Origin of the sequence: Leucobacter iarius (assembly GCF_039530105.1) — a bacterium.
GTDB lineage: Bacteria > Actinomycetota > Actinomycetes > Actinomycetales > Microbacteriaceae > Leucobacter > Leucobacter iarius.
Map to the genome: position 1 here is coordinate 134,442 of NZ_BAAAOB010000004.1, position 23,394 is coordinate 157,835.

The following is a 23,394-nucleotide window of genomic DNA, read 5'->3' on the forward strand; positions in this document are numbered from 1 at the left end:
CGGTGGTGCGTCGCCTGAAGCACTTGGGTATTAGCACTCGGGAGAACCGAGTGCTAAGCCAATCTTGGCACTCACCATTGGGGAGTGCAAGCGGAGACGCTCGCGCTCGGCGAACACCGGGAGAACGCTGGGCGAACCCCTGCGGCTACTGGGCCGGAGCCTGCTCGTCGCCGGCGCCGGTCGACGGAGTGGTCGTCCCCGCACCGCGATCCGGAGCCGTGGTCTGCCCGCTCACGATCTTCGCGGCCTCGGCCTTGCCCGGCCCCGCGTAGTCGGCGCCGAGCAGCACCACGAGCTTCACCTGGTAGCTGTCGTAGCTCGACGACTTGTAGGAGGAGAGACCGCCGAGCTTCTTCGCGAGCCCCTCGGCCGCGGGCCGATCGGCGTCGTCGGAGTAGAAGATCGCCGAGATCTTGACGTCGCGCTTCGCCGCATCGCCCGAGAAGCTGACCTGACCCCACTTCTCCTTCGTGATGACGCTGTCGACGCCGCCCGCGAGCTCGTCGGTGGAGGTGCCGTTGATGACGGCGACCGTCGCCTTCGGATCGAGCTTGGCTGCCTCGGTGGCCGTGGTCGTCGTCTTCCCCGTGGGCAGGCGGACCTCGCCCGTGCTGCTCGCAGCCTGCAGCGCGAAGATGCCGGCGGTGGCGCAGATGGCGGTGCCGACGAGTGCGGCGACCGCATAGGTCCAGAAGCTGCGCGGACGCGCGGTCAGCCGATGCGCACCCGCCCTGCGGGTGTGCTGGACGCGGTCGAAGCGGTCTTCCGGCAGCCGATTGGGGCGTCGAGTCGCACTCGAAGCCTCCGTCAGTTCACCCGTCACGCGTGTCTCCCATTAGTCGTCCGGTGTCGGGCGGCCAGCAGCGGCCCAGCACTCAGCACAGCGTACACGTGGAATCTGCCAGGTTCCGGGTAGGGAACCGCGGTCTACGACCTGGCGGATCCGTCGGTGTAGATCGCCCGCGCGAGGCCGTCGAGCACGTCGGGGTAGCGCGTGCCTCCCGCGAAGACGAGCGTGTCGTCGACGTCGATGATGCGACGGTGCTTGCCGGCCTGCGTGAGCGCGATGCTCGGCTGGGCGGCCAGCAGGCCGTCGACGCCCTTGACGCTCTTGAGCCCGCCGGTCATGACGAGCAGCACATCTGGGTCGCTCGCGATGAGGGCCTCGCTGGTCATCGGCTTCTCGCCGACCCAGCCGATCTCCTTCGCGACGTCGACCGCGCCGATCCCCTGGATCAGGCTGTCCGCGCCGCTGCCCTCGCCGAACAAGTAGAAGACCCCGGCGGTGCCACGCAGATAGAGGAAGGCGACGCGCGGGCGCTTGGCCGGATCCTTCGGCACCAGCGGCCGGATCTCCTCCTCCTTCGCGGCGATGGCGGCATCGAGCTCCGCGGTGAGCTCGTCGCCGAGCGGTGCGACGCCGAGCGCCGCCGCGATCTCCTTCGCAGCGACGTCGGTGCTCTTCGGATCGGTGGATCGGGTCACGGTGACGACCGTGATCCCGGCGTCGCGCAACTGCAGCACGACGTCGGTGGGACCGATCGATCCGTCGGTGAGGATCAGGGTCGGGTTCAGCGCGAGCACGCTCTCGGCGTCGATCGTGTGACCGGATTTGGTCACCACCGGCAGGTCCTCGGTGCCCGGGAGCTCGGTCGAGACGTCGCGTCCCACGAGCCGGTCGGTGAGCCCGTAGGCCGAGACCAGCTCGGCGACGGTGCCCGTCAGCGAGAGGGCGATCACGCGGGAGGTGTCCTTCACCTCGACCCGGCGGTCGCCGCCGGGATCGTGCGAGGTGACGGTCACGGGGAGCTTCGCCTCGGCCTTCGCCGAGAGCGGGGGCAGGCTCGGGCCGCCGATCACGGCGGTGGCCGGCCCCTCGACCGTGCGCGGGTTCGCGACAGGGGTGAGCGTCGAGAGCGGCGGAAGGTCGACCTTCTGCTGCCCGGACGATGCCTTCGGGTCGCCGCCGGTCTGGCAGCCTGCGAGGCCCAGGGAGGCGGCGAGCGCGATCGCGAGGAGCGCGGTTGCCCGCGTTCGGGATCGGTGCGCACGGGTGGTTCGGCGCATCGGGGGCATCGCACACCTCCAGATCTGACGACCAAGTTAGCCTAGCCTAAGATAGATATGAGGAACCCGGGACCGGGTTCCCGGTCCCGAGCAGGGATCGCTGCGCACAGCCGAGTAAGGCCCTCCCCCAGAAATGAACCTGCACCACGAACCCGCTTCCACGCGGAAATCGCGGCATGCAGCGACCACGACCGCACTGTTCGTCGGGCTCTGGGTCGCGCTCATCGTCGCCCTCATCGCGTCCGCGGGAACGGGCCAGCTCGCGATCCCGCCGGACCAGGTCGTGGGCTCCCTGCTCCACCGGATCGGGATCGACTGGCTGCCGCTCCCGAGCCACCCCGCCGGTGACCAGACGCTCTGGGCGATCCGCTTCCCCCGCGTGGCCATGGCCGCGCTCGTCGGTGCGGCGCTCGCCGTGTCCGGCCTGCTCATGCAGGCGATCTTCGGCAACCCGCTCGCCGAGCCGAGCGTGATCGGCATCTCGTCGGGCGCCGCGGTCGGCGCCGGCCTCTGCATCGTGTTCGGCATCTCGATCTTCGGCGAGTGGACCATCGCGGTGTTCGCCTTCGCCGCGGGCCTCGCCGCCACCCTGCTCGTCTACGCCATGAGCCGGTCCGAGGGGAAGACCGAGGTCGTCACCCTCGTGCTCACGGGCATCGCGGTCAACGCCGTCGCCGGTGCGGGGATCGCCCTCCTCACGTTCCTCGGAGACACCCAGTCGCGCGAGCAGATCGTGTTCTGGCAGCTCGGCAGCATGGCCGGCAGCCGCTGGTCCCAGGTGCTCATCGTGGCTCCCGTCGTGGCGATCGGACTGATCGTCGCGTGGCTCGTGGCGCGCAAGCTCGACCTGCTCTCGCTCGGCGAGCGCAACGCCCGCCACCTCGGCGTGAACGTCGAGCTGCTCCGCGTCGGCGTGATCGTGCTCGTCGCACTGCTCGTCGGCGTGGCCGTCGCGTTCGTCGGCATCATCGCCTTCGTCGGCCTCGTGATCCCGCACCTCATGCGCATGATCCTCGGGCCGGCGCATCTGCCGCTCGTCACCGCGTCGGCGCTGGGCGGCGCACTGCTGCTCACCCTCGCCGACCTGGGCGCCCGCACCATCGTGCCGATGTCGGATCTGCCGATCGGCATGCTCACCTCGCTCGTCGGCGGCCCGTTCTTCTTCTGGCTGCTGCGACGAACGCGCAAGCGGAGCGGGGGGTGGGGCTGATGGCCGCCCGCGCCCTCGTGCTGCCCGAGCGCACCCCCGTCGGCGGGATCGTCTGCGCCGCCGAATCCGTGCGCCTCGTGCGCGGCGGCCGCGCCCTGCTCGACGGGGTCTCGCTCGAGCTGCGCGCCGGCGAGGTGCTCGCGCTGCTCGGCCCGAACGGAGCCGGCAAGTCGACGCTGCTCAGCGTGCTCTGCGGCGACGTCGAGCCCGACGGCGGCGACGTGCGCTTCGGCGACCGTCCGCTGGGCGACTGGTCGCTGCCCGAGCTCTCGCGGCGCCGCAGCGTACTGCTGCAGGACCAGCAGCTGCTCTTCCCCTTCACCGTGCATCAGATCGTCGAGATGGGTCGCGCGCCCTGGCGCCGCACCCCGCGCGAGGACGACGACAACGCTGCGATCGCGGAGGCGCTCACGGCCGCGGACGTGACGCACCTCGGCAACCGCCGAGTGCCGTCGCTCTCGGGCGGTGAACGGGCCCGCGCCGCGTTCGCGCGCGTGCTCGCGGGACGCACCGGCGTGCTCATGCTCGATGAGCCGACCGCCGCGCTCGACCTGGCGCACCAGGAGGCGGTGCTCTCGATGGCGCGCGAACGCGCACGGGCGGGCGACGCCGTGCTCGTCGTGCTGCACGACCTGAATCTGGCCGGGGCCTACGCCGACCGCATCGCGCTGCTGAAGGACGGCGGGATCGTGGCCTGCGATACGCCCGAGCACGTGCTCACCGCCGAGACGGTGTCCGCGGTCTACGGCACGCCGGTCGAGGTGATCCCCCACCCGACGACGGGTCGCGGGATCGTCCTGCCGCTGCGCGCCTAGCGCGCCGATCGGCTCCGGAAACGGTGAAGGCCGCGCCCCGAGGGGCGCGCCCTTCACCGTGTGCTCGCTCGCTTACGCGAGGCGGGCCTGCAGGTTCTCGTCGATCGCGGAGAGGAACTCCTCGGTGGTGAGGAAGCTCTGCTCGGGGCCGACGAGGAGCGCCAGGTCCTTGGTCATCTTGCCCGACTCGACGGTCTTGATGACGACGTCCTCGAGGGTGTGCGCGAACTCGATGAGCGCCTGGTTGTCGTCGAGCTTGCCGCGGTGCGCGAGCCCGCGGGTCCAGGCGAAGATCGAGGCGATCGGGTTGGTCGAGGTCGGCTTGCCCTGCTGGTGCTGACGGTAGTGACGGGTCACCGTGCCGTGCGCCGCCTCGGCCTCGACGACCTTGCCGTCCGGGGTCGCGAGCACGGAGGTCATGAGGCCCAGCGAGCCGAAGCCCTGCGCGACGGTGTCGGACTGCACGTCGCCGTCGTAGTTCTTGCAGGCCCAGACGTAGCCGCCCTCCCACTTCATGGCCGAGGCGACCATGTCGTCGATGAGGCGGTGCTCGTAGGTGAGGCCCGCAGCCTCGAACTGCTCCTTGAACTCGGTGTCGTAGATGTCCTGGAAGATGTCCTTGAAGCGGCCGTCGTAGGCCTTCAGGATCGTGTTCTTCGTGGAGAGGTACACCGGGTAGTTGCGCGACAGGCCGTAGTTGAGCGAGGCCCGGGCGAAGTCGCGGATCGACGCGTCGAGGTTGTACTGCACCTGCGCGACGCCGTCGCCCGGCGACTGGTAGACCTCGAACTTCTGCGGCTCGCCGCCGTCCTTCGGGGTGAACTCGACGGTGAGGGTGCCCTCGCCCGCGAAGCGGAAGTCGGTCGCGCGGTACTGGTCGCCGAAGGCGTGACGGCCGATGATGATCGGCTTGTTCCAGCCGGGCACCAGGCGCGGGATGTTCGAGATGATGATCGGCTCGCGGAAGATCACGCCGCCGAGGATGTTGCGGATCGTGCCGTTCGGGCTGCGCCACATCTGCTTGAGGCCGAACTCCTCGACGCGGGCCTCGTCGGGGGTGATCGTGGCGCACTTGACGCCGACGCCGTGCTTCTGGATCGCGTGCGCCGCGTCGACCGTGACCTGGTCGTTGGTCTCATCGCGGTGCTGGATCCCGAGGTCGTAGTACTCGAGCGTGACATCGAGGTACGGGTGGATCAGACGGTCCTTGATGAACTGCCAGATGATCCGCGTCATCTCGTCGCCGTCGAGCTCGACGACCGTGCCTGCAACCTTGATCTTCGCCAACGCGTCTCCCAGTTCTGTGGTGAGTGGTGTGGGACGGCGGCGGGCGCGTGTCGCTCCGTCCGGAACCGCGCACAACAGCGCCTTCCGGATCGCCGTCGTCGGTGGATCCGTTGGGACCACCGACAGTCTACCCAAGTTTCCGGGGTATCTCGACGTCGAGATATTTGGCGACGACGAGCGCGAGGGCTCAGGCCGGCAGGTGCTTGAGCACGTGCTCGTAGTACTCGGTGAGCTCCAGCTTCGCCGCAGCCGCCCGGTCGATGATCACGGTCGCCTCCGGGTGCAGCTGCAGCGCGCTCGCCGGGCAGCGGCTCGACAGCGGGCCCTCGATCATCTCGGCGACCGCATCGGCCTTGCCAGCCCCCTGGGCGACTAGCAGCAGCTCGCGCGCGTCGAGGATCGTGCCGAGCCCCTGGGTGAGGCAGTGCACCGGCACCTGATCGGCGGAGTCGAAGAAGCGGGCGTTGTCCTGACGCGTCTTGGGAGCCAGGGTCTTGGGGCGCGTGCGCGATCCGAAGGACGACGTCGGCTCGTTGAAGCCGATGTGCCCGTTCGCACCCAGGCCGAGCAGCTGCAGGTCGACGCCGCCGGCCTCGCGGATGCGGCGCTCGTAGTCGGCGCAGGCCGCCTCGAGATCGGGAGCCGTGCCGTCGGGCACGTGGACCCGGGACGGATCGAGCCGCAGCGGCTCGGTCACGGTGCGGTGGATCACCGAGTGGTAGCTCTCGGGGTGCTCGAGCGGGAGCCCCACGTACTCGTCGAGCGCGAAGGCGGTGACGCCCGCGGTGTCGAGCGACCCGTCCGAGACCTGGCGCGCGATCTCGGCGTAGGCGCCGAGGGGCGACGATCCCGTCGCGACGCCGAGCACGGCGAACGCGCTCCGACGGATGACCGCGGCGATGCGCTCGCCGGCAACGCGCCCGACCTCTTCGGGCGTCTCGACAATGATGACCTGCATGCGCACATGCCTTTCGTAGTGGTGCCGGGCGCTCTGCCCAGGCCCGGCGTGCCTCTAGTCTGCCCGATTTTCAGTCGGCGCGATTCTCGGCGGGCCACTTGCCGCCGTTCTCCCAGAACAGGCGGATGTCGTCGAGCGGACGCCCCTTGGTCTCGGGCGCGAACCTGAGCACGAACAGGAACGCGAGCACGGCGAAGACGCCCAGGACCGCGAACACCCCCGCTCCGCCGGTGAGCTTGAGCAGCGGGAGGAACGCGACGCCGACGATGTAGTTCGCGACGAGGTCGCTCGTGAGCATGGTGCTCGACCCGAGCCCGCGGAGGTGCGACGGGAACGCCTCGCCCGCGTACACCCAGATCATCGATCCGAATCCGAAGGTGAACCCGACGTTGAAGAGCACGAGGCCGAGGAAGCCGAGCGCCACGAAGCCCCCGTCGAGGCGCACGTTCGTCGGATCCTGGCCGGCGGCGCCGAAGCCGAAGGTCGCGACCATCAGGATCCCGGCGACGACCATGATCCCGATGCCGGTGAGCAGCACGGGCCTCCGGCCCATGCGATCCACGAGCGACATGGACACGAAGACCGCGATCAGGCCGATCACCTGCACCAGCGCGGGCAGTCCGAAGATCGCCATGTGGTCGGTCTCGGCGAAGCCCATCGCCTTGATGATCTGCGGGCTGTAGTAGACGATCGCATTGATGCCGGTGATCTGGACGAAGAAGCCGAGCAGCACGACGAACACGGTCGCCCGCAGGTAGGGCTTGCGGAGCATCTCGGCGAGGCCCTTGCGGACGGACGGGACTCCCGATCCGCTGTCGAGCTCGCGCTGCATCGAGGCGATCTCGCCCGCGGTGTCGCCGTCCGGCTCGATCAGCGCCTGCACCCGGGTCGCGTCCGCGACGCGTCCGCGCATCATGTACCAGCGGGGCGTGTCGGGGGCGCGCAGGAGCAGCAGGGTGATGAGCACTCCGGGCACCGCGGCGGCGCCGAGCATGATCCGCCAGTTCTCGGTCGGGGCGAGCGCCCAGGCCAGCAGGTAGCCGAAGATGATGCCGACCACGGTCGCGACCTGGTACATGACGAGCAGCGCGCCGCGGATCTTGGTCGGCGCGGATTCGGCCACGTACATGGGAACGACCACGATCGAGATGCCGATCGAGACGCCCAGCAGCACGCGGGCGATCGCGAGCGAGGGGACGTCCCACGCGAGGCCCGAGGCGAGCGAGAAGATCGCGAAGGTGGCCGCGACGAGCACCATCATGCGCTTGCGCCCGAAGCGGTTGGCGAGCGAGCCGCCGATGAGGGCGCCGCCGATCTCGCCGAAGATGACGAAGGAGGTGAGCACGCCCTTCTCGGCCTCGCTGCGGATGTCGAAGGTCTTGGCGATGAAGTCGAGCGCGCCGCCGATGTTCGACGAGTCGTAGCCGTAGATGATCCCGACCGTCGCCGCGGCGACCGCGACGAGCAGCGCGGTCTTCGACGAGGTTCTGAGTTCGTGCAGCAGCCCCATGCGCGCACCCTTCTTGTGCTTCGGTTCTTCGGCGCGAATCCGTGCCGAAGGCTCGGAGACCCACTCATCGTACGGCGATCCTGCATGTCTGCCGCGCACCACTTGCGCATCGCGTCGGGAGCGCTAGCCTGAGTACATGAGCCAGCTGCGACTCGAAGAACTGTCCGCCGCGACGATCGTGGCCGTGAACAGCCTGGGCCTGAAACCCGGGCAGGAGCAATTCGTCACGCCCGTCTCTTACTCCGCAGCCGCAGCGGTCACCCCGATCGGGTCCGCCTGGCAGCGCGTCGTGCTCGACGGCGATCGGGTGGTCGGCTTCGTGCACGGCAACTTCGACCCCGACGCCAAGGAGGAGGAGTTCCGCGCGGCGCTGTGGCGCATCAACGTGGACGCCGAGGCCCAGGGCATGGGTGTCGGCCGCTTCGCCGTCGCCGCACTCCTCGATGAGGCCCGCACGCGCGGCGTCGGGCGCCTGACCGTGCTCTGGGAGCGCGGCGAGGACGGCCCCGAGGTCTTCTTCCTGCGCATGGGCTTCGTGCCCGTCGGCGAGACCCAGTACGGCGAGGTCATCGGCGCCATCGATCTCTGATCCGGTCCGGATCACACCGGCGCCCCGGCCCGATCAGGGCCGGGGCGCCGGTGCGTTCCGGGCCCGCGCACGTCCCCGCTCCCGTTCGACCTCCTTGGATCGCCCATGAACTCCTCCGCCGCAGCGCCGCCGCTCTCGCGCGGTGTGCTCGTCTCGCTCGGCTCGTCGGTGAGCTTCGCGATCCTCTACTTCGCGACGCCCATGCTCTCCCCGCTGCCGGCCGAGGCGATCTGGGCGGTCCGCGCACTCGTGACGCTGCCGTTCGTCGGGCTCGCACTGCTCGCCATGCGCCGCCGCTCGCTCATCGTCGAGGTCGGTTCCCTGGTGCGGCGCCGACCGATCGCGCTGCTCGGGATCCTGATCTGCGGCCTGATGCTCAGCGCGCAGCTGTGGGTGTTCGGCTGGGCGCCGCTGCACGGACGCGGCCTGCAGGTCGCCCTCGGGTACTTCCTGCTCCCGCTCGTGCTCGTCGTGATCGGCAAGTTCCTGTACCGCGACCACCTGCGCTGGTGGCAGTGGGTCGCCGCGGGGGTCGCCGCGATCGGCGTCGTCTGGGAGATCGTCCGCATGGGCGGGGTCTCCTGGGAGACCCTGCTCGTCGCGCTCGGGTACCCGGTCTACTTCGTGCTGCGCCGCTCGCTCGGCACCGGACACATCGGCGGGATGTTCTGGGAGCTGCTGACCGTGCTCCCGCTCGCGGCGACGGTGCTCGGCATCGAGATCGCGAACGGTACGGCGTTCTCCGAGCACCCGGATCTGCAGTGGACCGCGCCGCTGTTCGCGCTGTTCGCCGCGTTCGCGCTGCTGCTCTACATCCTCGCGTCGAAGCTCCTCTCGATGAGCCTCTTCGGACTGCTGAGCTACGCGGAACCGGCGCTGCTCGTCGTCGCCTCGCTGCTGCTCGGCGAGACCATCGCGTCGGGCGAATGGCCGACCTACATCGCGATCTGGCTCGCCGTCGCGATCCTGGTGCTCGGCGGTCTGGGCGAGCTGCTGCGCGCTCGGCGAACCCGCCTCGACTGATACCCCTCGGGGGTGTACTCTGCCGCCATGCACGAAACGCGGGAGGCGCACATGAGCATCGCGGAGATCGGGACGACCGAGCCGGCCGAGCCGACGGACGGGCACACGCACGGCTACGACGCGCACAAGGACGACCTGCTGAAGCGGCTGCGCCGGGCAGAGGGCCAGGTGCGCGGCATCCAGCGCATGGTCGAGGAGGACTCCTACTGCATCGACGTGATCACGCAGGTGAGCGCGGCGACCAAGGCGCTCGAGCGCGTCGCACTCGCGCTGCTCGACGACCACCTGAGCCACTGCGTCTCGGACGCCGCCACCAAGGGCGGGGCGATCGCCGAGGGGAAGCTCAAGGAAGCCTCGGACGCGATCGCGCGCCTCGTCCGCTGAGCCGTTCGACGCACGAAGACGGCTCCGGCGATTTGCTCGCCGTTTCAACCAAACAAGACAACGATCCGGAAACTGCTTACTATTACCCTCCAGGGAGCTTCCTCTCATACAGGAGCCTCCTGATTTCTGCTCGGTAATCAGCTAAGGATCCCGTGAAAACTCGCCTAGCTTCCACACTCTCCCTCGTCCTCGCGGCATCCCTGGTCGGATTCGGGCTCGCGCCCGCCTCCGCCGAGGAAGCCGCGGCGCCCGAACCCGTCCCCGCGGCCCCCGTCTTCGACGAGTCGACCCCGACGGTGGACGCGAACGCCACGCCCGACGAGCTCCCGGTCATGGGCGACTACGCGGTCTCGGAGTTCTCCGCAGCGGCCGCCGAGATCGACCCCGAGCTCGCCGAGGCGGCCCAGCGCGACCTCGGCCTCAGCACCGAGGAGTACCTCGCCCAGGGCGAGGCCGCGACCGATGGCACGACGGTGCTCGAGGCGCTCCAGGAGCGCAGCGCCGGGGTCGTCGGCGGCCGGGTCACCGGCACCGAGCTCACCGTCTACGTCACCGACCCGGAGGCCGCGGCGCTCGCGGAGTCCACCGGCGCCCGGGTGAGCTACGACGCTCCTCCGACCGCGCCCGAGGCCGAATTCGAACCCGCGGCGGATCTGTACAGCGGCCAGCCGTACGGCAGCATGGTCACCAACAACTCCTGGTACCGCTGCAGCACCGCGTTCAACGGCCGCGCGCTCTCGGGCTCCGGCGCCTACCAGACCCTCACCGCCGGACACTGCTACAAGTCGGCGTACCCGACGCTCAAGGCCCTCAACTTCACGAAGGCCAACGACGACGACCCGAAGAACTCCCCGAAGGTGACCGTCGGAGCCACGCTCGGATCCTGGGTCTCGGGGTCGCCGATGTACGGCAACGGTGCGGACACCGCGCTCATCTCGATCGCCACCGGGAACTTCTCGCCGAAGTCGGGCCTGCTGGCCTGGGGCGGCGGGAAGGGCGCGCCGAACTCGGGCGCGAAGAAGCTCGTCACGACCTCGACCTCGACGGTCGCCGGAGCCCCGATCTGCAAGACGGGCTCCACGAGCGGCTGGACCTGCGGCCGCGTCACCTCGGTCGACCAGACCACGAACGTCGCCGGGCATCTCGTGAACTCGATCCGCTCGACCGCCTGCCTGATCCCCGGCGACAGCGGCGGCGCCGCGGTCGTCGGCACCTCGGCCGTCGGCGTGAACTCCTCCACGACCACGTCGGCCTCCTGCGGCCAGTCCGGCTACCAGTCGGGTTACGCACCGATGGTCTCCAAGCGCGCCGGAGCCAACAACAGCGTCTCGGGCCGCCTCGGCGGCAACTGGGAACCCCTCGTGACGGTGGCTCTGGTGCCGAAGGTCACGAGCCTCCCCGCGAACACTCGCGTGTTCGCCGGCGGGACCCTCTCGGGCACCGCCACGAACGTCGCGTCGGGCAACTACCTCAAGATCCAGTTCTCGGGAGAGACCAAGGTCCGCACCGCGAAGATCGTGAACGGCAAGTGGTCCGTCTCGCTGGCCGGACTCACCCCGGGCACGAAGAGCTTCACCATGCGCGGAGCCTGGGGCAAGTGGTCGATCGGTGCTCACGTCTCCGGCTCGCTGCGGATCATCGCGAAGCCGTCCGTCGCGCGATACGCGGGCGCGGATCGCTACGCGACCAGCGTGGCGATCTCGAAGGCGGCCTACCCGAGCGGAGCGAAGACGGTCTTCATCGCGACCGGTGCGAACTACCCCGACGCGCTCGGCGCCGGTCCGATCGCGGCGAAGGAGCACGCACCGCTGCTCCTGACGGGGAAGACGCTCCCCGCGAGCGTCACGGCGGAGCTCACCCGGCTGAAGCCGAGCGAGATCGTCATCGTGGGCGGCACCGGAGCGGTCCCGACGTCCGTCGGGAAGGCCCTCGGCAAGTACGCGAAGAAGGTCACCCGTCTCGCCGGCAAGGATCGTTTCGATACCTCGCGCAAGCTCGTCAAGCGCGGGTTCCCGACGTCGGCACCCGCGGTGTACGTCGCCACCGGCATGAACTTCCCCGATGCGCTGTCGACCGGCGCGGCGGCCGGCGCCAAGGCCCGTCCGGTGCTGCTCGTCAACGGCGCCCGTCCGCTGGATGCGACGACCAAGTCGTTCCTGAAGGGTCTGAAGACCACCAGCGCCACCATCACCGGCGGCACCGGCGCGGTCTCCTCCCGGATCCAGAACGATCTGAAGGCGGCGGGGATCTCCACGACGCGAGTCTCCGGCGGCGATCGCTACGCCACTTCCGAGGCCATCGGCCGCGTGTCCTTCCCCACCTTCAAGACGATGTACTTCGCCACGGGGCAGGGCTTCGCCGACGCGCTCGCGGGATCCGCGATCGCCGGCGCGCGGCAGACGCCGCTGTTCATCGTCCCCGGCTCCTGCGTGCCCGGGTCGATGATCACCGACGCGCTGAACCAGGGCGTCACCCAGGTGCGGCTGCTCGGCGGGACCGGAGTCGTCTCCTCCGCGGTCGGATCGCTCAAGCGCTGCTGAACGAGCCGTCCGCGTGACAACGGAGCGGCCCCCGAACCTTCCGGTTCGGGGGCCGCTCCGTTGTCACGCGGTGCCGGATCAGAGTCCCGAGTAGGCGTGCAGGCCCTTGAAGAACACGTTCACGATGGTGAAGTTGAACAGCACTGCGGCGTAGGCGATGATCGACAGCCAGGCCGAGCGGGTACCGCGCCAGCCGCGCGTCGCCCGCGCGTGGATGAAGCCCGCGTAGAGCACCCAGATGACGAAGGTCCAGACCTCCTTGGTGTCCCAGCCCCAGTAGCGGCTCCACGCGGACTCGGCCCAGATCGACCCGGCGATCAGGGTGAAGCTCCAGAACACGAAGCCGATGATCGCCATGCGGTACGAGAGGTCCTCGAGGCGGGTCGAGTTCGGGAACGTCGCGAGGAACTTCATCGGTTCGCCGGAGCCCGCCATCACCCGGTTCTCGCGTCGGGTCTGCAGCAGCTGCAGCACCGAGAGCCCGAACGAGAGCGTGAGGAATCCGGTCGCGAGCACGGCGACAAGGATGTGGATGACCAGCCAGTAGGACTGCAGGGCCGGCGGGAGCGGCACGATCGCCACGTAGAAGTTCACCTTGGCGAGGCCGAGGAACAGCACGGTCAGACCGGTCACGAGGGTACCGAGGAAGCGCAGGTCGACGAAGATCTGCACGAGCAGGAAGATGAGCACGATCGCGCAGGTCGCGGTCAGCGCGAACTCGTACATGTTCGACCACGGCACGCGCCCCGCACCGATGCCGCGCATGATGGTCGCCGCGAGGTGCAGCAGGAATCCGAGCACGGTGAGCGAGAACCCGATGCGGAGCGAACGGGAGCGCCGCCCGGGCGCCTCGGTCGGGGCCGCGGTGCGGGTCAGCGTCGCGACGCCGCCCCCGGCCGACTGCTCGGCCGCGGCCGGCTGAGCCGCCGCGAGGCGGGTCGCATCACCGCTGCGGTTGGCCAGATCGACCGCGTAGAACACGAACGCGATCGCGTAGACGATCATCGCCGAGTAGAGGGCGAGAGTGGAGTTCAGTTCCAGCGAATCGAGCACAGCTCCGCATTCTATCCGCTGAGCCTGAGCGCGCGAACCGGCTCAGTCGTGGAACACGAGCCCGAGCGGGGCGTCGCCGCACCGCAGCACCTTCGCGTCGGGCAGATCGAGCTCGATCCCCGCCCCGCGCCCGGCCTCCGGATCCTCCGCGAGCAGGTCCGCGAGCGCTTCGGAGACGCCGGGGATGCGGAGCAGCGATCCCGGTGCGCGCCGGGTCTCGTTCGAGATGATGACCCGGCCCGCGTGGCTCACGATCGTGACCGCCCCGGGCACCGAGCGCAGCACCGGCATCAGCGCGCGCTCCATACGCGAGACGTGCACGTCCGCACCGACCACGCCCGAAGGCCGACCGACCTCGCCGACCAGGGCGGTGATGGTGACGGTGTAGTCGTCGGTGCACAGGTAGTCCACGTAGGGCCCGGTGACGTGCCTGCGCCCCGTGGTCGCTGGCACCTTCCACCACTCGAGCGTCGTGTAGTCGCGGAACTGCTCGGCCTCGGGGTCGTCGACGGTCGCGAGCCGGCGCAGTGCGGCGTCGGGCCCGCGTTCCGCCGGGATCTCGAGGCGCCGCAGCCACCAGGCGAGGTGCCACGCGGCGTCCCCCAGGAACCCCGGGGCGGAGACGAAACCCGCTCCGGTGATGAGCCCGTCGTCGAGCAGCTGCGGGATCGCGAGGTCGCCCACGATCGGGTCGAGCCGCTTCGCCGTGGGCGGCGCCTGTCCCGGCGCTTCCAGCGCGCGACGGATCTCCGCGCCCCAGTCGTCGACCGTGCGGAACACCGCGCCGAAGGCTTCTCCGACCTCCTGCGCGGCGTGACGAGCGGAGTCCCCGTTGTCTCCGATCATGAGTGATGTCCTTTCATCCCTCGAGAGCGGCTTCGAGCCGTTCCTTCTCCTCGATGAGCCAGTCGGCAGCCGCTTCGATGTGCGCCGTCGCGGCGGCGCGGGCCGCTTCCGGTCCGCGCACGAGCGACTCCAGGATCTTCGCACGGGCGAGGCGGCTGCGCTCGCGCCCCTCCGGTTCGCGCAGCCAGAGCCAGAGCAGGCTGCCCGCCTCGACCTGCAGCGTGAGCTCGGCGCGGACGAGTCGCGGGGACTGCGAGAGCGCGGCGATCTCGAGCTGGAATCGCCCGACGGCTCGACGCGCGGCCCCGAGGGATTCCTCGACGGGTCCGTCCTCGAGTTCGGCGAGCCGTTCCAGATCCTCCGGCCCCGCGCGATCCGCGGCCGCCTCGGCGGCGGCTCCCGCGATCGCCGCGTAGTAGAGCGCGAAATCGCGCAGCTCGCCGCGGCTCATCCCGCAGACCCGCTCGTCCATGAGGCGCGCGGCGCGCTCGCGGTCGAAGGTGACGAAGCTGCCGCCCTCGCGTCCGCGTCGGGTCTGCACGAGCTTCTGCTCGCGGAGCGATTCGAGCGCTTCGCGCGCGGTCACGACGGCCACGCCGAAGCGGCGCGCCGTCTCGCTCTCGCTGGGGAGCCGTTCGCCGTCGCGCAGGATCCCCGAGAGGATCGCGTCGCGCAGGCGCTGGGCCACGCGCTCCCCGCGGCCGACGCCGTCGAGGGGAGTGAACACGACGGCGCGTGCGGCGTCCGCCTGCGCGAGATCCCGCGGCATCCGGCCTCACCTCCGTCGGTCCGTTCGTCGATCGTTGCTTCACCGTAACATGACCGACTTGCGTTAAACATCTGGAGTCATATGATTGTCGCTATCCACACATCAAAGGAGATGTTCATGACTGCACCGCAGCTCGAACCGGCCATCCGGCTCACCGGCCTCACCCGCGAATTCGGCACCGTCACCGCGGTCGACCACGTCGACCTCGAGATCGGCAGGGGCGAGTTCTTCTCGATGCTCGGCCCCTCCGGCTCCGGTAAGACCACCGTGCTGAGGCTCATCGCCGGATTCGAGCAGCCCACCTCGGGCACGGTGGAGCTCTTCGGCGAGGACGTCACCGCGAAGGCACCGTTCGATCGCAACGTCAACACCGTGTTCCAGGACTACGCGCTGTTCCCGCACATGAACGTGCTCGAGAACGTGGCCTACGGACTCCGCGTCCGCGGCGTCTCCCGCGGCGAGCGCAAGGCCCGCGCCATGAAGGCCCTCGAGTCGGTGCGGCTCGAGCACGTCGCCGAGCGCATGCCGTCGCAGCTGTCCGGCGGGCAGCGCCAGCGCGTCGCCCTCGCCCGCGCCACCGTCGTGGAACCCGCGGCGCTGCTGCTCGACGAGCCGCTCGGCGCGCTCGATCTCAAACTGCGGGAGCAGATGCAGGTCGAGCTGAAGCAGATCCAGCGCGACCTCGGCATCACCTTCATCTTCGTCACGCACGATCAGGAGGAGGCGCTGACCCTGTCGGACCGGATCGCGGTGTTCAACGCTGGCCGGATCGAGCAGCTCGGCACCCCCGCGGAGCTCTACGAACGCCCGGGTTCCCGCTTCGTCGCGGACTTCGTCGGCACCACCAATCTGTTCGACGCCGAGCTCTCGCAGCGGCTGCTCGCGCGCGCCGGCGAGCACTCCATCCGGCCCGAGAAGATGCGCCTCGCCGCCGAGCGGGCCGCGGATCCCGGCACGCTGAGCGCCCCGGGCACCGTGGTCGAGTCGATCTACCTCGGCAACTCGACCCGCGTCGTGGTCGATCTCGAGGCAGGCCAGCGCGTGAGCGTGCTCGAGCAGAACGCGAGCGGCGACCGCGGCGACCTGCGCGGCCAGCACGTGTTCGTCGAGTGGCACGAGAGCGCGATCGTCGCGCTCGACGTCCCGGCCCCGCTCGCCGCCTGACCCGGTCCCCGGACCGGCCCCGGCCCCCGTACCCAATCCACATTTCGATCCGACCCAGGATCGGCGAAGCCGCCGATCCGTCACACCCTCGAGGAGAGGAACCCATGACCCGCAAGATGACGCAGCGTCGCGTCGCAATCGCCCTGGCGAGTGCGGCAGCGCTGACCCTGATGCTCGCCGGATGCGGCACCGCGAACAGCGGTGGCGGCGGAGGCACCGTGAAGGAGGCCGAGAAGCTCGGCAAGACCGAGGGGTCCGTCTCGATCCTCGCCTGGCCCGGCTACGTCGAGGACGGCTCCAACGACCCGAAGGTCGACTGGGTTACGCCGTTCGAGAAGGAGACCGGCTGCACCGTCACCACGAAGACCTTCGGCACTTCGGACGAGGCGTTCAACCTCATGAAGACCGGCAACTACGATGTGATCTCCGCCTCGGGCGACGCTTCGCTGCGCCTCGTCGCCTCCGGTGCCGTCGCACCCGTCAACACAAAGCTCCTGAAGAACTACGACGGGATCTTCAGCTTCCTGAAGGACCGCGCCTGGAACACCGTCGACGGCAAGTCCTACGGCGTCCCCCACGGCTACGGCGCGAACGTGCTCATGTACGACACCAAGACCTTCCCGACCGCGCCCGACTCGTGGGACGTCGTCTTCGAGAAGGCCGGTGAGCACAAGGGCAAGGTGACCGCGTACGACTCGCCCATCTACATCGCGGACGCCGCGATGTACCTGATGGCGCACCAGCCCGACCTCGGCATCAAGAACCCCTACGCGCTCGACCAGAAGCAGTTCGACGCGGCCGTGAAACTCCTCAAGGAGCAGAAGCCGAACATCTCCGAGTACTGGGGCGACTACCTGAAGGAGGTGCAGTCGTTCAAGTCCGGCACCAGCGTCGTCGGCACCAGCTGGCAGGTGATCCAGAACGTGCTCGCCGGCGAGGGCGGCAGCACCGCTGTGACGATCCCGAAGGAGGGCGCCACCGGATGGAGCGACACCTGGATGATCTCGTCCAAGTCGAAGAGCCCGAACTGCGCGTACGCGTGGCTCGACTACATCTCGAGCCCGAAGGCCAACGCCGAAGCGACCTCCTACTTCGGTGAGGCGCCCTCCAGCCAGGAGGCCTGCAAGTTCCGCGACGACTGCGAGGCGTACCACGCGGGCGACGCCGAGTACGCGAAGAACATCTGGTACTGGACCACGCCCATCGCCGACTGCGTCGACGGACGCACCGACGTGAAGTGCATCGACTACGCGGCCTGGACCAAGGCCTGGCAGGAGATCAAGGGCTAGGACGCACGGCGTCCCACGGCGGGGAGGCGTGCAACGCCTCCCCGCCCGGCCCCCAGTCCCACCCGAGAGGATCCAGACCCCATGAGCACCTCCACCGCAGCCCCCGCCGCCATCGCAGCGCGTCCGCCGAGCATCGCCCGACGCTTCTCCTCCTTCCTGTACGCGCACCCGCGCTTCCGCCTCACCATGCTGCTGACCGCGCCGCTCTTCTGGCTCGGCCTCGTCTACATCGTCGCCCTCGTGCTGCTGCTCGTCACCGCGTTCTGGACCACGGACAGCTTCACCGGTGCGATCAACACCACGTTCACGCTCGACAACATCATCGGCGTCGTCACCGACTCGCTCTACCAGACGGTCACCCTGCGCACCGTCTTCGTCGCGCTCTGCGTGACCGTGATCGATGTGGCGCTCGCGCTCCCCATCGCCTTCTACATGGCGAAGGTCGCCTCGCCGCGCACGCAGCGGATCCTGATGATCCTGGTGCTCACCCCGCTCTGGGCGTCGTACCTGGTGAAGGCGTACGCCTGGCGCTCCGTGTTGTCGGAGGACGGCCTGCTCTCGTGGCTGCTCACCCCCGTCGGCGGAGGCACCCCCGGATACGGGCTCCCCGCGACCATCATCACCCTCGCCTACCTGTGGCTGCCCTACGTGATCCTGCCGATCCAGGCCGGACTCGAACGCGTGCCCGATTCGCTGCTCGAGGCGTCGAGCGACCTCGGCGGCAAGAGCTGGCGCACGATCCGCTCGGTCGTGCTGCCGATGGCGGTCCCCGCGATCATCGCCGGCACCATCTTCAGCTTCTCGCTCTCGCTCGGCGACTACATCACCGTGCGCATCGTGGGCGGCACCAGCCAGATGCTCGGCAACCTCGTCTACGACAACGTCGGCAGCGCCAACAACCTGCCGCTCGCGTCCGCGATCGCGCTGATCCCGATGGTGATCATCTTCATCTACCTGTTCATCGTGCGCCGCACCGGCGCGCTCGACAACCTCTAGAGCAGGAGCCCGAACATGCGACTCTCGAAGCCCTCGCGTCTCACCCTCGGCATCGTCACCGGGGTGATCCTCGCGGCGATCTACCTGCCGCTGCTCGTCGTGGTGCTGAACTCGTTCTCCACCTCGAAGTCCCTCACCTGGCCGCCGCCCGGCTTCACGCTCGAGTGGTGGGGCCGCGCCTTCACCAACGCGGGCGCGATCCAGGCGACCGGGACGAGCCTGCTCATCGCGGTGATCGCGACCGCGATCGCACTCGTGCTCGGCACGCTCATCTCCCTCGCGCTGCAGCGCTTCAAGTTCTTCGGACGCGAGGCGGTGAACCTGCTCGTGATCCTGCCGATCGCGCTGCCCGGCATCGTCACCGGTATCGCGCTGAACAACTTCTTCCGCACCATCCTCGGCGTGGACCTCGCGCTCTGGACCGTCGCGGTCGCGCACGCCACCTTCTGCATCGTGACCGTGTTCAACAACGTGATCGCGCGTCTGCGCCGCATGGGGACCAATCTCGAGGAGGCCTCCGCCGACCTCGGGGCCGGCGTCTGGACCACGTTCCGGCTGGTGACGTTCCCGCAGCTGCGCTCCGCTCTGCTCGCCGGCGGGCTGCTCGCGTTCGCGCTGTCGTTCGACGAGATCATCGTCACCACGTTCACCGCGGGCGAGGGCGTGACCACGCTGCCGATCTTCATCATGAACAACATGCTGCGCCCGGCGCAGGCGCCGATCATCGCAGTGATCGCCGTCGTGCTGATCGTCATCTCGATCGTGCCGATCGCCATCGCGCAGAAGCTCGGCAACGGAGTCGGCGAGGTGAAGGGGAAGTAGAGGACGCCTGGCTTCGCCGGTTCCGCCGGTTCCGCCGGTTCCGCCGGTTCCGCCGGTTCCGCCGGTTCCGCCGGTTCCGCCGGTTCCGCCGGTTCCGCCGGTTCCGCCGGTTCCGCCGGTTCCGCCGGTTCCGCCGGTTCCGCCGAGTGGCGGCAAACCCATCTGATGGAGATCCCTTCAGAAGCGTTTGCCGCCACTCGACGCATTTCTGGGGTGGGTGGAGCGGGGCCGTGACCCGGGTCAGGCGGCGAAGAGGCGCGCCAGGTTCGCGAGCGACGACGCGAGACCCACGGCATGCTCCACCGCGGAGATCCCGTTCGGCACCCGTTCGGCCCGGATCTCGGCGATGCTGCCTCCCAGCGTCGCGGGGTCCTCGCGCACGCGCCAGGTCATGAGCATGGTGCCCGCGAACGCCGGGTCGTCGGACACGAAGTCGACCTCCTGCACCACCCGCTCCCCTGCGATCAGCTCGACGAAGCGGCCCTCGACCACGTCGGTGCCGTCCGTGGTCTTTCCCCGCGGGCCCCGGCCGGGCTCCGCCGCATTCTCGCACGCGAGCGTCATGCGGTACCCGCCGCCGGACGTCGCGTCGAAGCGTTCGAAGGAGCCGCTCATGCCCTGCGGCGGCAGCCAGGCGAGCAGCAGCTCGGGATCGACGAAGGCGCGATACACCTCGGCGGGGGTCGCTGCGATCGGGCGGGCGGCGGTATCGGTGCGGGGCATGCCTCGACGGTAGCAAGCCGGGCTTCGCGGGTCCGTTCTCGGCGCGGTTCCCGTTCGGGTCACCCTCGGGCCGGGGGGCCGGCACGATCTGCCTACCACCGGCGGCCCACCCGCCGGATGCTCACCGGAGGCGCATCGACCGGGCCCAAATCATCCTTTTTGCCGAGGGAAAGGATGATTTGGGCCCGGTCGATCGCGTGGTCGCGGCCAGCGAACCCTCCGCGCTACGCGCGGAGCTGAGCTCATCCGCCGCGAGTACCACGAGCAGCTCCCGGGACCATCCGAGCTACGCGCTGAGCCGAGACTACGTGATCAGGCTTTTCGCAAAGAAGAACCAAATATCGCTTCAGTTCAATCTCGAGTGAGGCCTTCTATCGACCATATCGGTGACGTTTCGCCGCTTTGCTCCATCCGCCGCGCCGCGCCGGCCCAGCAGACTGCTGCGACCCGGCAATGTTCGCCTCTCCGGCGGAGGATCGACTCAACACGATTCCTGCGTGTTCTGGCGGCTGGGCCGAGTCCATCTGTTCGGCGTTCGGCGTTCGGCCTCAGCATCAGAGTAATTCCGTCAATGTCGATCGGCTCCCAATGGTGCCCGTGCGCTCGAACGTCAAGGCCCTGTTCAGTCCGGACCGATCCTCGGCGCGCGTCAGCTCGCCGATCTCAGCGGGACGCGCACCGGGGATCGCCACGAAGTCATCCGATCCGTGCGACCGTCAGGAGCCCGCATCCGTATGCACGAGCCGGGCCAACACCGTGCCGCAGGGCGTCGCGGAAGCGATCGGCGTCAGTCACCTCGAGCACGCCGTCGAATTCGACCGCCTGCACGGTCACGGTCTTTCCCTCGCGCGGGAAACGGCGCAACTCGCTCCGCGCAACCCGAACCGTCTGTGCCTGGCTCAGGACCACGGAACCGCTCTCCGCGTCCACCGCTTCGACCTCCTGCGTTGCGAGCGCGAAACCGTGCTTTTCTCCCTGCCGTTCCAACCATCCCAGCTGGTGTGCGGAGGTCCGGTGCGCAACAATCTTCCCTCGTTTCGCGCCGTCTTCCGGCTTCAATGCGTGCACCGGGTTGCCGGTCAGGCGAAACCCCCACCGCTGACCGGTCGAGATGCGGGCCAGGTGCTCGTCAGTGTTCTTCGTCTGCCAACCGCTCTCGAGTGCCGGCCACCCGGCCTGTTCGACGAGGTGGGTCAGATCTGGCTTCGCTGGGCTCGAGATCACCAGGTAGCTCTGCTCCGCAACCCGATCCAGGCGCCAGAGCACGCGCCCGGTGTCCGTCGGAGACGGGTCGGGGAAACCGTGCAGCACCGCAGCGTGCATGGCCTGCGCATTCGCGAGTAGTTTCATGGCCCCCCGACGCCGCGGATTGATCTGAAATCTCGTGAGGTACATCTAGGCTCCTTCGGCCATCGCTGCGAACACATCGTGTGCGCCGTCGGGGAAGGCCAGCGCGGGCCCGTCGTCCTCCCCGGATTCATCGTCGTCCACGCCGGCGAAATCCGGGTTGGACAGCCACACCCGAGACACCGCGACCTCGCGCCAGCGATGCTCCCGACGCTCGGGATCGAAGCTCACGGGAACGTCCCGGATCCGTTCCTCCCCGATTTCGCCGGGAGCCGCATCGATCCGCGTCTCGAGCATGATCTGGGGACTCTCGCGGTGCCGCGATCGTTCGACCGGCCCGGCTCGCCAGACGGACGTTTCGAAGGCAGTCTCGATCGTGCCCTCGAGGATCTCGGTCGGGATCGGACCGGCAGGCGGAAGGGCTCGCCGCCCGAGCGAGAGCGGGAACACCGGACTCCGCAGGTGATCCCGGAGCCGTTCGAGAAACTCGCGGTCTGAACTCTCGAGGGCGGCGAGGAACACCGCGTCCGCGAGCATGTACCGATCCGAGAGCGGCATCGAATCCCGGCCGTCCAACGAGCGCGCGGTCTGGAATTCGCGGATTACTCGTCCGGGCTGATCGGATCGGACCCCGAAACGAAGCCCGGCGAGGTCAGTCAGCTCCTCAGTGCGCCTCACTCCCTTGGCCGCGGCAACCAGACCGAGCACACCGCTCTTCGTCGGCGCCGGTTCGGTCGTGCGCGCCGAGAAGCGACTTCGGGAGCCCCAAGCCTGCAACGGCCCAGAGAGTGTGAGCAGCAGAGTCGGCATCGTTACTCCGCGAGGCGCTCGGCGACGGTTTCACCGACACCCGACACGAGCTCGGCGAAACTCACCGTCTCGCCCAGCACATCGAGCGGTTCGGTTCCTGCCCCGACCCTGACCACCCACCCGCGCTGCGGGGTCGTCCCGAATGCGGAATCGATGGCCTCAGCGTGCTCCGCGAGCCGCTCAGCGGAGGCAGCGATCCGGTTCGGCCCTGCCACCGGGGTCTCGAAGGCACCCACCAGGTTCACGGACTGCGTGTCGCGCACCGTCACGACGACGGCGTCCGGCAGCGTCCGGTTCGCGAAGGTGTTCTGCTTCCCGCTCGGCATGCTCGTGGTGAAGGCCCGGATGAAGGCCTCAACCGCCCGACGGGTCACCGCGTCGTCGCCCAGGTTGTCCCGAAGCCGATCCACGTCGACGGTGGCGTAGCGGTAGAGCGTGGAGGAGTTGAACTCGACGGTGCCGATCATCGCCGCGCCCGCGTCGTCGCCGGCGTTCCGATCCTTCGCGTCATCGACCGCTGTGAAGTAGTCGAAGTCGTTCTGCACCTCGTGCACGCTGATGGCGTGCGCCACCTGCGCGGCCGCATCGACATTGAGGTCGGTGTGATCTGCGACCATGCGCCCGAACAGTGCGATGTCGATCGAGGATTCCTCGGCGAGCACCTTCTTCGGCGCCCCCGCCTTGATCGCGGCCGCCTCATCTTCCGAGCCGAGCGCCTCGAGGGCGAGGCTCGTGAGCCGATCGAGCTGGCTGTTGCTCAGGAAGTACAGGAACTCGGATTCAGCCGGTCCAACAGCCTGATCTTTCTTGGCCCGCGGGGCCTTCAGTTTCACGCCGGCGGCCTGCAACACCGCCGCCGCGATCCTGCCGGCCTCTTCTTCGGCGAGTTCGCCGCGGTCCGCGATGCGGTCCGCGAGCGTCTCGACCAACCGCTTGGTGCGCAGGCCGAGATCGCTCTGATCGAGCACGTCTCCGAAGCCGAGACGGGTGGCTCGCTTCCAGGCCTGGCTCGAGACCCGGGCCCGGAGCGTGCCGCCGTAGACAGCGGTCTTCGGGCTGCCGGTGTCGTCTCGGTTCAAGTTGCTCGGCGGGACGGTCTGGAGGATGTTGATGTCGATGATGGTGCGGGACATGGTTTCCCTTTCGGGTCGTGCGGGCTCGGCCGCGTGAAGTGTGGGCATCGGCGAGGGGT

General features: G+C 69.1%; 22 protein-coding genes. 10 read left to right on the top strand and 12 right to left on the bottom strand.

Going from position 1 to position 23,394, the window contains the following annotated elements; all coding sequences use genetic code 11:
- Positions 1 to 145: 145 nt before the first annotated feature.
- Together ABD169_RS13700 and ABD169_RS13705 are read right to left on the bottom strand one after the other, a co-directional pair.
- Complete coding sequence (locus tag ABD169_RS13700; RefSeq protein ID WP_344033091.1) at positions 146 to 823, bottom strand: LytR C-terminal domain-containing protein; 678 nt, start codon at positions 821 to 823, stop codon at positions 146 to 148.
- A 104-nt stretch (positions 824 to 927) separates the two neighbouring features.
- The gene (locus ABD169_RS13705) at positions 928 to 2,067 is read right to left on the bottom strand and encodes a heme/hemin ABC transporter substrate-binding protein (protein WP_344033093.1); all 1,140 of its coding nucleotides are present in this window, start codon (positions 2,065 to 2,067) and stop codon (positions 928 to 930) included.
- A 133-nt stretch (positions 2,068 to 2,200) separates the two neighbouring features.
- Between ABD169_RS13705 and ABD169_RS13710 the strand changes: the two genes are divergently transcribed.
- Positions 2,201 to 3,277: a FecCD family ABC transporter permease gene (locus ABD169_RS13710; protein ID WP_344033095.1), complete on the top strand. Its 1,077-nt coding sequence runs from the start codon at positions 2,201 to 2,203 to the stop codon at positions 3,275 to 3,277.
- Positions 3,277 to 4,092 (top strand): heme ABC transporter ATP-binding protein, encoded by an 816-nt coding sequence (locus tag ABD169_RS13715; protein ID WP_344033097.1) that lies wholly within the window; start codon positions 3,277 to 3,279, stop codon positions 4,090 to 4,092. Before ABD169_RS13710 ends, ABD169_RS13715 begins: the two co-directional genes overlap by 1 nt.
- Before the next feature lie 72 nt (positions 4,093 to 4,164).
- Here the strand turns inward: ABD169_RS13715 and ABD169_RS13720 are convergent, their stop codons facing one another.
- The 3 genes from ABD169_RS13720 to ABD169_RS13730 form a co-directional block, all read right to left on the bottom strand.
- Positions 4,165 to 5,379, bottom strand: coding sequence for an NADP-dependent isocitrate dehydrogenase (locus ABD169_RS13720; protein WP_046456864.1), 1,215 nt, complete (start codon positions 5,377 to 5,379; stop codon positions 4,165 to 4,167).
- Positions 5,380 to 5,566: 187 nt separating this feature from the next.
- Entirely contained in the window at positions 5,567 to 6,337 is a 771-nt protein-coding gene (gene nagB / locus ABD169_RS13725; protein WP_344033099.1) for a glucosamine-6-phosphate deaminase, read from the bottom strand.
- 70 nt (positions 6,338 to 6,407) lie between these two features.
- Positions 6,408 to 7,847, bottom strand: a complete 1,440-nt coding sequence (locus ABD169_RS13730; RefSeq protein ID WP_046456863.1) for a sugar porter family MFS transporter — start codon at positions 7,845 to 7,847, stop codon at positions 6,408 to 6,410.
- Positions 7,848 to 7,983: 136 nt separating this feature from the next.
- On the opposite strand from ABD169_RS13730, the gene ABD169_RS13735 reads away from it, so the two are divergent.
- The 4 genes from ABD169_RS13735 (at position 7,984) to ABD169_RS13750 (ending at position 12,383) form a co-directional block, all read left to right on the top strand.
- A complete protein-coding gene (locus ABD169_RS13735) occupies positions 7,984 to 8,436 on the top strand; it encodes a GNAT family N-acetyltransferase (protein WP_344033101.1) in 453 nt (150 codons plus the stop codon).
- 105 nt (positions 8,437 to 8,541) lie between these two features.
- Complete coding sequence (rarD, locus tag ABD169_RS13740) at positions 8,542 to 9,459, top strand: EamA family transporter RarD (protein ID WP_344033102.1); 918 nt, start codon at positions 8,542 to 8,544, stop codon at positions 9,457 to 9,459.
- 51 nt (positions 9,460 to 9,510) lie between these two features.
- On the top strand, positions 9,511 to 9,843 hold the full coding sequence (locus tag ABD169_RS13745; protein WP_344033284.1) for a metal-sensitive transcriptional regulator: 333 nt from the start codon (positions 9,511 to 9,513) through the stop codon (positions 9,841 to 9,843).
- A 152-nt stretch (positions 9,844 to 9,995) separates the two neighbouring features.
- Positions 9,996 to 12,383 carry a cell wall-binding repeat-containing protein gene (locus ABD169_RS13750; protein WP_344033104.1) on the top strand — a complete coding sequence of 796 codons (2,388 nt, stop codon included), beginning with the start codon at positions 9,996 to 9,998 and terminating at the stop codon, positions 12,381 to 12,383.
- 78 nt (positions 12,384 to 12,461) lie between these two features.
- On the opposite strand, the gene ccsB is transcribed toward ABD169_RS13750, so the two are convergent.
- From ccsB to ABD169_RS13765, 3 genes are read right to left on the bottom strand one after another with little or no spacing between them, the layout of a single operon-like run.
- The gene (ccsB, locus tag ABD169_RS13755) at positions 12,462 to 13,436 is read right to left on the bottom strand and encodes a c-type cytochrome biogenesis protein CcsB (protein ID WP_231580923.1); all 975 of its coding nucleotides are present in this window, start codon (positions 13,434 to 13,436) and stop codon (positions 12,462 to 12,464) included.
- A 42-nt stretch (positions 13,437 to 13,478) separates the two neighbouring features.
- Positions 13,479 to 14,282, bottom strand: coding sequence for a cache domain-containing protein (locus ABD169_RS13760; protein WP_052961579.1), 804 nt, complete (start codon positions 14,280 to 14,282; stop codon positions 13,479 to 13,481).
- 13 nt (positions 14,283 to 14,295) lie between these two features.
- Positions 14,296 to 15,051 (bottom strand): GntR family transcriptional regulator, encoded by a 756-nt coding sequence (locus ABD169_RS13765; protein ID WP_344033107.1) that lies wholly within the window; start codon positions 15,049 to 15,051, stop codon positions 14,296 to 14,298.
- A gap of 117 nt (positions 15,052 to 15,168) precedes the next feature.
- Here ABD169_RS13765 and ABD169_RS13770 point away from each other — a divergent pair, with 117 nt between their 5' ends.
- From ABD169_RS13770 to ABD169_RS13785, 4 genes are all read left to right on the top strand, one after another.
- Complete coding sequence (locus tag ABD169_RS13770; RefSeq protein WP_344033109.1) at positions 15,169 to 16,215, top strand: ABC transporter ATP-binding protein; 1,047 nt, start codon at positions 15,169 to 15,171, stop codon at positions 16,213 to 16,215.
- Between the two features lie 104 nt (positions 16,216 to 16,319).
- Positions 16,320 to 17,504: an ABC transporter substrate-binding protein gene (locus ABD169_RS13775; protein ID WP_344033111.1), complete on the top strand. Its 1,185-nt coding sequence runs from the start codon at positions 16,320 to 16,322 to the stop codon at positions 17,502 to 17,504.
- Between the two features lie 81 nt (positions 17,505 to 17,585).
- On the top strand, positions 17,586 to 18,500 hold the full coding sequence (locus ABD169_RS13780; protein WP_344033113.1) for an ABC transporter permease: 915 nt from the start codon (positions 17,586 to 17,588) through the stop codon (positions 18,498 to 18,500).
- A 15-nt stretch (positions 18,501 to 18,515) separates the two neighbouring features.
- Positions 18,516 to 19,322 (top strand): ABC transporter permease, encoded by an 807-nt coding sequence (locus tag ABD169_RS13785; protein WP_344033115.1) that lies wholly within the window; start codon positions 18,516 to 18,518, stop codon positions 19,320 to 19,322.
- A 240-nt stretch (positions 19,323 to 19,562) separates the two neighbouring features.
- Here ABD169_RS13785 and ABD169_RS13790 read toward each other — a convergent pair whose 3' ends face one another.
- The 4 genes from ABD169_RS13790 to cas7e all read right to left on the bottom strand — a co-directional run bounded on the left by ABD169_RS13790 (position 19,563) and on the right by cas7e (position 23,335).
- Positions 19,563 to 20,045 (bottom strand): SRPBCC domain-containing protein, encoded by a 483-nt coding sequence (locus tag ABD169_RS13790; RefSeq protein WP_344033117.1) that lies wholly within the window; start codon positions 20,043 to 20,045, stop codon positions 19,563 to 19,565.
- Positions 20,046 to 20,741: 696 nt separating this feature from the next.
- Positions 20,742 to 21,440: a type I-E CRISPR-associated protein Cas6/Cse3/CasE gene (gene cas6e / locus ABD169_RS13795; RefSeq protein WP_344033119.1), complete on the bottom strand. Its 699-nt coding sequence runs from the start codon at positions 21,438 to 21,440 to the stop codon at positions 20,742 to 20,744.
- Entirely contained in the window at positions 21,441 to 22,202 is a 762-nt protein-coding gene (gene cas5e, locus ABD169_RS13800; RefSeq protein WP_344033121.1) for a type I-E CRISPR-associated protein Cas5/CasD, read from the bottom strand.
- A gap of 2 nt (positions 22,203 to 22,204) precedes the next feature.
- Positions 22,205 to 23,335 (bottom strand): type I-E CRISPR-associated protein Cas7/Cse4/CasC, encoded by a 1,131-nt coding sequence (gene cas7e / locus ABD169_RS13805; RefSeq protein ID WP_344033124.1) that lies wholly within the window; start codon positions 23,333 to 23,335, stop codon positions 22,205 to 22,207.
- Positions 23,336 to 23,394 lie beyond the last annotated feature (59 nt).